Source organism: Chromobacterium sp. ASV23 (genome assembly GCF_016428945.1).
GTDB classification, from domain to species: Bacteria; Pseudomonadota; Gammaproteobacteria; order Burkholderiales; family Chromobacteriaceae; genus Chromobacterium; species Chromobacterium sinusclupearum.
Window position 1 is genome coordinate 1 of record NZ_JAELTR010000097.1, and the last position, 8,114, is coordinate 8,114.

Here is an 8,114-nt window from a genome sequence, read left to right on the forward strand (position 1 = left end):
GATCGGCCTGCAGGTGGGCACGTTGATGGGCGGCGCGGTGCTGACCGAGACCATCTTCTCCTGGCCCGGCATCGGCAAATGGCTGATCGACGCCATCGGCCGCCGCGACTACCCGGTGGTGCAGAACGGCATCCTGATGGTGGCCACGCTGGTGATCGTCACCAACTTCATCGTCGACATCCTGTACGGCATCGCCAATCCGCGCATCCGTCACGCCAAGTAAGCAGGGACGCAATATGAGCCAAACCAAGCAAACCGCGGCCGCTCAGCCGGCCGACCTGGCGCTGTCCTATCCGTCTCCGCTGAAGGAGTTCTGGCAGGGCTTTTCCCACAACAAGGGCGCGGTCGCCGGCCTCGTCTTCGTGGTCTTCATCGTCACCTGTGCGCTGCTGGCGCCGCTGCTGGCGCCGTACAGCCCGATCGAGCAGTATCGCGACCACCTGCTGACGCCGCCGTCCTGGGAGGCCGGCGGCAGCGTGCAATTCCTGTTCGGCACCGACGAGCTGGGCCGCGACATCCTGTCGCGCCTGATCTACGGCGCGCGGCTGTCGCTGTTCATCGGCCTGATGTCGGTGGTGATGGCGCTGGTGCCGGGCGTGATCCTGGGCTTGCTCGCCGCCTTCTTCCCCAAGGTGCTGGGCGCGTCCATCATGCGCCTGATGGACATCATGATGGCCCTGCCGTCGCTGCTGCTGGCGGTGGCCATCATGGCCATCCTCGGGCCCGGCCTGACCAATGCGATGATCGCCATCGCCACGGTCTCGCTGCCGGCCTATGTGCGTCTGACGCGCGCCTCCGCCATGACCGAGCTGAACCGCGACTACGTGGTGGCTTCGCGCGTGGCAGGCGCCGGTCTGTTCCGCTTGATGTTCGTGACCGTGCTGCCGAACTGCATGGCGCCGTTGATCGTGCACGCCACCATGAGTTTCTCCTCCGCCATCCTCGAAATCGCCGCGCTGGGCTTCCTGGGCCTGGGCGTCCAGCCGCCGACCGCCGAGTGGGGCACCATGCTGGCCTCGGCCCGCGACTACATCGAGAGCGCGTGGTGGGTGGTGACCTTGCCCGGCCTGACCATCCTGCTGTCGGTATTGGCGATCAACCTGATGGGCGACGGCCTGCGCGACGCGCTGGACCCGAAACTGAAGCGCGCCGCCTGAGGATAAGAATATGAGTCTGTTGCAAATCAAGAATCTGTCCGTGGAGTTCGGATCGGAAAAAAATCCGTTCCGCGCGGTGGAAGGGCTGGAGCTGTCGGTCGATCAGGGCGAGATCGTCGGCATTGTCGGCGAGTCCGGCTCCGGCAAGTCGGTCACCATGATGGCCATGATGGGCCTGCTGGAAGGGCAGGGCCGCATCGTCGCCGACGAATTGTCCTTCGACGGCAAGGACCTGCTGACCATCTCGTCGCGCGGCCGCCGCAAGATCGTCGGCAAGGATATCTCGATGATCTTCCAGGATCCGATGACGGCGCTGAACCCCAGCTACACCGTCGGCTACCAGATCATGGAAGTGCTGAAAGTGCATCAGGGCCTGCGCGGCGCGGCGCTGAAGGCGCGCGCGCTGGAGCTGATGCAGCTGGTGGAGATTCCCGCCGCCGCCACTCGTCTGGACGCGTACCCGCACCAGCTGTCCGGCGGCATGAGCCAGCGCGTGGCCATCGCCATGGCCATCGCCTGCAATCCCAAGCTGTTGATCGCCGACGAGCCGACCACCGCGCTGGACGTCACCATTCAGGCCCAGATCATGGAACTGCTGGTGTCCTTGCAGAAGAGCCAGAACATGGCCCTCATCCTGATCACCCACGATCTGGCCGTGGTGGCCGAGGTGGCGCAGCGGCTGGTTGTGATGTACGCCGGCCAGGTGGCGGAGATGGGCACGGTGCCGGAAATCTTCCGCCATCCGACCCACCCGTACACCGAGGCCTTGCTGATGTCCATTCCGGAGCACAGCAAGGGCGCGCGCCGCCTGTCCACGCTGCCTGGCATCGTGCCGGGGCAATACGACCGTCCGAGCGGCTGCCTGTTGTCGCCGCGCTGCCCGTACGCGCAGGACAATTGCCGCAGCCAGCGGCCCGGACTGACCGCCCATGCGCATGGTGCGGTGCGTTGCCACTACCCGTTGCCGGCCAAGGAGAAGCAGCATGGCTAAGGTTTTGCAAGCAAGGGATCTGACCCGTTATTACGATGTGGCGCAGGGCATGTTCAAGCCCAAGGCGCAGGTGAAGGCGCTGGCTGGCGTTTCGTTTGAACTGGAAGCCGGCCGCACGCTGGCGGTGGTGGGCGAGTCCGGCTGTGGCAAGAGCACGCTGGCGCGCCAGCTGACGCTGATCGAGCAGCCGACGTCCGGCTCGCTGCTGTTGGACGGCCAGGATGCCGCCCAGGCCAGCAGCGCCGAACTGAAAGCCATGCGCCGCAAGGTGCAGATGGTGTTCCAGAACCCTTACGGCTCCCTGAATCCGCGCCAGAAGATAGGCGATCAGCTGTCCGAGCCGCTGTTGATCAATACCGATCTGTCGGCCAAGGCGCGCGAGGAAAAAGTCCGCGCGATGATGACGCGCGTCGGTCTGCGTCCGGAGCACTACTTCCGTTACCCGCACATGTTCTCCGGCGGCCAACGCCAGCGCATCGCCATCGCCCGCGCCATGATGCTGAACCCCAAGATCGTGGTGGCGGATGAGCCGACTTCGGCGCTGGACGTATCGATCCAGGCGCAGGTGTTGAACCTGTTCATGGATCTGCAGGAGGAGTTCAACACCGCCTATGTGTTCATCTCGCACAACCTGGCGGTGGTGGAGCACGTGGCCAACGACTTGATGGTGATGTATCTGGGCCGCGCGGTGGAAGTGGGCGACAAGTCCCGCGTCTACGGGCGCCCCTTGCATCCGTACACCCTGGCGCTGTTGTCGGCCACGCCGTCCATCCATCCGGAGGATCGCCGCATCAAGATCAAGATCGAAGGCGAGCTGCCCAGCCCGCTCAATCCGCCGTCCGGCTGCGCGTTTCACAAGCGCTGCCCGCACGCGGCGGAGCGCTGCAAGGTGGAAGTGCCGCAATTGCGCGAGCTGGATCAGCGCATGGTGGCCTGTCACCGCGCGGAAGAGATCAACGGCTGAGTTCCAACGCGCCTGTCAGCCCGCAACGGACCCCGTTGCGGGCTTTTCATTTTTCGTCTGGATGTGCGGCTACACTGAAAGCTCACCCACAACGGAGGCGGATCATGCATCTTCACCCCTATCTGCACTTCAACGGCCAGGCCGAGCAGGCGCTGAATTTCTACCGCGAGGCGCTGGACGGTCAAATCGCCATGCTGATGCGTTACGCCGACGCGCCCAAGGATGTGCCGTCGATGGGGGGCATCGATCCGAACTGGGTGATGCACGCCAGGCTGACCTTCGGCGCCAATGCGCTGATGATTTCGGACACCGACCGGCAGATGGCGCCTGGCCAGCAGATCACGCTGTCGATCAACCTGGATGGCGACACCGCTGCGGCGGAAAGGGTTTTTGCCGCGCTGAGCGCAGGCGGCCAGGTGACGGTGCCGCTGAGCAAAACGTTCTGGAACGCGCTTTTTGGCTGTTTTAGTGATAAATTCGGCATCAGCTGGATGGTCAACTGTCAATTATGATCTTTTCTTGACGTCCCTCCCGGCGCGGCAGTTTTTTGCCGCGTCGCACAAAAATTCCTTTACCACCCCGCCTTCGCGAGATACATTCGCCATGGAACACGCACTCAAAGCCCGAGGAAAACGTCAATTGAAACGAGCCGTCTATGCCGGCAGCTTTGACCCGGTGACCAATGGCCACTTGTGGATGATACGAGAGGCGGTGGAATTGTTTGACGAGCTGATCGTCGCCGTTGGCGTCAATCCCGACAAGCATTGCACTTTCAGCGCAGAACAGCGGGTTGCGCTGCTGCGCGAGGTGACTGCCGGATTCAGCAAGCTGAGAGTCGAGGTCTTCGAAAATCAGTTTCTGGTGAATTACGCGCAAAGCGTCGGCGCCAACTACATCGTCCGGGGCATCCGCACCGCCAGCGACTACGAATACGAGCGCACCATGCGCTATATCAACTCCGACCTGCATCCGGACATCACCACGCTGTTCCTGCTGCCGCCGCGCGAGTACGCCGAGGTGTCGTCGACCATGGTCAAGGGTCTGATCGGGCCGCGCGGCTGGGAGGGCGTGATTCGCCAGTACCTGCCGGAGCCGGTGTACCGCAAGATGCTGGAGATGTATTCCCCGCAATAGGCCTTATAATGCAGGCCTGAACCGAATGTCGCGCCAGCCCTCGGCTGGCGCTTTGCTTTGCCGCTTCGAGGATTTTTCATGCAGGATGTCCGCGCCTTCGCCAACCGTCTGGCCAAGAACTACAAGCATTACGCCAAATGGGCGCGCCGTCAGGGGCTGGATGCCTGGCGGGTCTACGATAAGGACGTGCCGCAGTTTCCGTTCGCCGTTGACATCTACGGCGGCAAGGTGCATCTGCAGGAATACGACACCGGCTGGGAAATGGGCGACGACGAGTATCGCGCCTGGATCGATGCGGTGGCCGCGGCCATCGAGCAGGTGACCGGCATCCCGGCCATCGCGGTGACGCTGAAGAATCGCCGTCGGCAGAAGGGGGTCAGCCAGTACGAGAAAGTGGGGCGCGAGGGAGACGATTTTGTGGTCGAAGAGTTCGGCCAGCGCTTCATCGTCAATCTGGACCGCTATCTGGACACGGGTTTGTTTCTGGACCACCGCAATACCCGCAAGCGGGTGCGCGAAGAAGCCGCCGGCAAACGTTTCCTGAATCTGTTCGCCTACACCGGCAGTTTCACCGTCTATGCCGGCGCCGGCGGCGCGGTCAGTTCGGAAACCATCGACATGTCCAATACCTACCAGGATTGGTCGCGCCGCAATTTCGAGCTGAACGGCCTGGACCTGGACAAGCACCAGTTGGTCCGCGCCGATGTGTTCCAGTATCTGGAGCAGGCGGTGGACGAGGGCAAGCAGTTCGATCTGATCGTGATGGACCCGCCCACTTTCTCCAACTCCAAGAAGATGCGCGACATCCTGGACGTGCAACGCGACCACGTCTGGCTGATCGACTACGCGATGGCGCTGTTGGCGCCGGGCGGCTGGCTGTATTTCTCCAATAATCTGCGCACTTTCCAGTTGGACGAGCGGCTGAGCGACGATTATCAGATCCGCGACATCAGCGCGCAATCGGTGCCGGAAGACTTCCGCAATCGCAAGATTCACCAGTGCTGGCGCATCAGCCGCGCTTGATTGGCGCATCGCGCTGATTGTAAAACGTTTTTACGCGAACTTTCTCCTGCGCCCTCCACTCGAATAGCACAGCGCGTTTCCGCATGGAGCCGCCGACTAGCCAGCCGGCGGCCTGTGTGTCGCCTTGCCGCGCGCGGCAAGATGCGGAATGCGCCATGCCTTCCTCTCAATCATCGGTCTGTCTGTGTCGCGGCGCGTGCGCGCTTTCGCTCAAAACGACAACAGGAGAAACGATGATCCAGCTTGATTTCTACGGCACCCTGGTGGCTGCCTCTCTCGTCCTGCTGCTAGGGCGCAAACTGGTCGCCCATACCGGCGTGCTGCGCACGTATAACATTCCCGAACCCGTCGCCGGCGGCCTGGTCGTCGCCGCCTGCCTGCTGGCCTTGCGCCAGTTTTCCGGCATAGAGGTCCGTTTCGACACCTCGCTGCAAACGCCGCTGATGCTGGCCTTTTTCGCCGCCATCGGCCTGAACGCCAATCTGGCCAGCCTGAAGCAGGGCGGCAAGACGGTAGGCATCTTCCTCGGCGTGGTGGTCGGCCTGTTGCTGGTGCAGAACACCCTGGGCGTGGCTGTGGCCAGCGCGCTGGGCCTGGACCCGCTGATGGGATTGTTGGCCGGTTCGATCACGCTGTCCGGCGGCCATGGCACCGGCGCGGCATGGAGCGGCACCTTCAGCGACACCTATGGCCTGGCCTCCGCCGCCGAGCTGGCGATGGCCTGCGCCACTTTCGGCCTGGTGCTGGGCGGCCTGATCGGCGGGCCGGTGGCGCGCTTCCTGGTCAAACGGGTCAAGACGCCGGGCGCGGAACACAATAGCGACCAGCCGCCGCAGGGCTTCGAGCAGCCGGATGCGCAGCGGCTGATCACGCCGCATTCCTTCATCGAGACGCTGGCGCTGATCGCCGTCTGCCTGCTGGGCGGCACCTTCATCGGCTCGCTATTGAAGGGAACGGCGTTCGAACTGCCCACTTTCGTCTGCGTGCTGTTCGTCGGCGTGCTGATCAGCAACGGCCTGGCGGCGCTCGGGTGGTACAAGATCTTCGAGCGCGAGGTGTCGGTGCTGGGCAATGTCAGCCTGTCGCTGTTCCTGGCGCTGGCCTTGATGTCGCTGCGGCTGTGGGACCTGGCGGCGCTGGCGCTGCCTATCTTCGCCCTGTTGCTGCTGCAGACGCTGGCGATGGCGCTGTACGCCGTGTTCGTCACCTTCCGCGTGATGGGGCGCAACTACGACGCGGCTGTCTTGGCGGCCGGCCATTGCGGCTTTGGCCTGGGCGCCACGCCCACCGCCATCGCCAATATGCAGGCGGTGACCGAGCGCTTCGGTCCGTCGCATCTGGCCTTTCTGGTGGTGCCGATGGTGGGGGCCTTCTTCATCGATATCGTCAACGCCATCGTGATCAAGCTGTATCTGGCGTTGCCGTTCATCGGCTGACAGCGTCGGGGCTATCGAGGGAATAGAAAAATTCAACCAGGGCGATGGCTTGCAATGGGCTTGCCGCGCTCATATGTTGATCTCAAGACGGTCCGCCGCAGGCGGGCCACCCGATAGCGAAAGAGAGCAGCCATGTCTTATATCAACCTCACCGCCGACAATTTCAACGCCAATATGAAGGAAGAAGGGTTGGTCATCCTCGACTTCTGGGCGCCATGGTGCGGTCCCTGCAAGATGTTCGGCCCGGTATTCGAGGCGGCGTCGGAGAAGCACGCCGACATCGTGTTCGGCAAGATCAATACCGAAGACGAGCGCGACTTGGCCAGCCATTTCAATATCCGTTCCATTCCGACGCTGATCGCCATCAAGGATGGCATCATGGTGTTCAACCAGGCCGGCGCGATGATGGGCGCCCAGTTCGAGCAGTTGATTCAGGGATTGCGCGAGCTGGATATGGACAAAGTGAGGGCGGATATCGCCAGCCAGCAAGAATGACAGGGTAGCGGCAGATGGTGGATTTAATGTGAGACGATAGGGCAGGCGAGGGCGCATTGCCCTATTCTTATTATGTGGTATTGCGCCGAAGCTGAAGCGCGTTCGGCTGGGAGGCATCATGAAGCGTTGGAGTGTGCTATTGCTGTTGTGGGGGCAAGCGGCGCTGGCCAGTTGCCCGTCTCTGCTCAATTACACGGTGCCCGGTCTGATGGGCGGCGAAATCAATCTCTGCCAGTATGCGGACCGGCCGGTGCTGGTGGTCAATACGGCCAGCCACTGCGGTTTCACCCCGCAGTTCACCCAGCTGGAGTCGTTATATAAGCAATACGGGCCGCGCGGCCTGATGGTCATCGGCTTCCCGAGCAACGATTTTTATCAGGAACTGGACAAGCCGAGCGAGATCGGCGCGTTCTGCCAGGCCAACTATGGCGTGACCTTCCCGATGGCGGGCAAGGGGCATGTCCGGGGCGGCGATGCCCAGCCCTTCTTCAAGGCGCTGATCGCCGCTACCGACGACGCGCCGATGTGGAATTTCCACAAGTATCTGATCCTGCCGGGCGCCAGCAAGGTTATCAGCATCAATACCAGGACCAAGCCTGACGCGCCGGAGGTGGTGGACGCTTTTCTGCCTTATTTGAAGCCTGCTGCGGCCCAATCCACCGCTCAAACACAGCCTTGAAGCCTGCCTTGAATAGCGCCGCCGCCAGGCGGCGTTGTCTGTTCTTGTAATCCCATCATTTCAGTTTTCTTTCAAATCAGTGGCTTGCAAGATTGTGATGAGGAAATCTCACTTTTTCTCGCAAAAGGTGTTGACGAGGGTGAGGCCCGGGCGTATAGTTCGCCTCCTCAGCTGACGCAGCGAACGAAACAGCGGAAACGAAACGGTTCCGCAGCGACGACGAAGCGGACAGCAC

At 62.3% G+C, this 8,114-nt stretch carries 10 protein-coding genes; all 10 read left to right on the top strand.

The genetic code is table 11. The features are described 5' to 3' along the window. Positions 1-223: ABC transporter permease subunit (locus tag JHD59_RS21175; RefSeq protein ID WP_199155714.1), on the top strand; the 223-nt coding region annotated here is incomplete at its 5' end. Positions 224-236: 13 nt separating this feature from the next. Beyond that, complete coding sequence (locus JHD59_RS21180) at positions 237-1,157, top strand: ABC transporter permease subunit (protein ID WP_103318142.1); 921 nt, start codon at positions 237-239, stop codon at positions 1,155-1,157. A gap of 10 nt (positions 1,158-1,167) precedes the next feature. Next, positions 1,168-2,148, top strand: coding sequence for an oligopeptide/dipeptide ABC transporter ATP-binding protein (locus JHD59_RS21185; RefSeq protein WP_199155715.1), 981 nt, complete (start codon positions 1,168-1,170; stop codon positions 2,146-2,148). Then, positions 2,141-3,112, top strand: a complete 972-nt coding sequence (locus JHD59_RS21190) for a peptide ABC transporter ATP-binding protein (protein ID WP_199155716.1) — start codon at positions 2,141-2,143, stop codon at positions 3,110-3,112. Before JHD59_RS21185 ends, JHD59_RS21190 begins: the two co-directional genes overlap by 8 nt. Before the next feature lie 104 nt (positions 3,113-3,216). After that, entirely contained in the window at positions 3,217-3,624 is a 408-nt protein-coding gene (locus JHD59_RS21195; protein WP_199155717.1) for a VOC family protein, read from the top strand. 91 nt (positions 3,625-3,715) lie between these two features. Beyond that, the gene (gene coaD, locus JHD59_RS21200; RefSeq protein ID WP_043628250.1) at positions 3,716-4,246 is read left to right on the top strand and encodes a pantetheine-phosphate adenylyltransferase; all 531 of its coding nucleotides are present in this window, start codon (positions 3,716-3,718) and stop codon (positions 4,244-4,246) included. 78 nt (positions 4,247-4,324) lie between these two features. Then, positions 4,325-5,269: a class I SAM-dependent methyltransferase gene (locus JHD59_RS21205; protein ID WP_199155718.1), complete on the top strand. Its 945-nt coding sequence runs from the start codon at positions 4,325-4,327 to the stop codon at positions 5,267-5,269. A 233-nt stretch (positions 5,270-5,502) separates the two neighbouring features. Beyond that, positions 5,503-6,705, top strand: coding sequence for a sodium/glutamate symporter (gltS, locus tag JHD59_RS21210; protein WP_199155719.1), 1,203 nt, complete (start codon positions 5,503-5,505; stop codon positions 6,703-6,705). Between the two features lie 132 nt (positions 6,706-6,837). After that, the gene (gene trxA / locus JHD59_RS21215; protein WP_103318130.1) at positions 6,838-7,200 is read left to right on the top strand and encodes a thioredoxin; all 363 of its coding nucleotides are present in this window, start codon (positions 6,838-6,840) and stop codon (positions 7,198-7,200) included. A gap of 118 nt (positions 7,201-7,318) precedes the next feature. Next, on the top strand, positions 7,319-7,879 hold the full coding sequence (locus tag JHD59_RS21220) for a glutathione peroxidase (protein WP_103318128.1): 561 nt from the start codon (positions 7,319-7,321) through the stop codon (positions 7,877-7,879). Positions 7,880-8,114 lie beyond the last annotated feature (235 nt).

Coding starts and splice junctions, on each gene's coding strand:
- gltS (WP_199155719.1), top strand. CDS start 5,503: ATGATCCAGCTTGATTTCTACGGCACCCTGGTGGCTGCCTCTCTCGTC.
- JHD59_RS21220 (WP_103318128.1), top strand. CDS start 7,319: ATGAAGCGTTGGAGTGTGCTATTGCTGTTGTGGGGGCAAGCGGCGCTG.
- JHD59_RS21185 (WP_199155715.1), top strand. CDS start 1,168: ATGAGTCTGTTGCAAATCAAGAATCTGTCCGTGGAGTTCGGATCGGAA.
- JHD59_RS21205 (WP_199155718.1), top strand. CDS start 4,325: ATGCAGGATGTCCGCGCCTTCGCCAACCGTCTGGCCAAGAACTACAAG.
- JHD59_RS21180 (WP_103318142.1), top strand. CDS start 237: ATGAGCCAAACCAAGCAAACCGCGGCCGCTCAGCCGGCCGACCTGGCG.
- JHD59_RS21190 (WP_199155716.1), top strand. CDS start 2,141: ATGGCTAAGGTTTTGCAAGCAAGGGATCTGACCCGTTATTACGATGTG.
- trxA (WP_103318130.1), top strand. CDS start 6,838: ATGTCTTATATCAACCTCACCGCCGACAATTTCAACGCCAATATGAAG.
- JHD59_RS21195 (WP_199155717.1), top strand. CDS start 3,217: ATGCATCTTCACCCCTATCTGCACTTCAACGGCCAGGCCGAGCAGGCG.
- coaD (WP_043628250.1), top strand. CDS start 3,716: ATGGAACACGCACTCAAAGCCCGAGGAAAACGTCAATTGAAACGAGCC.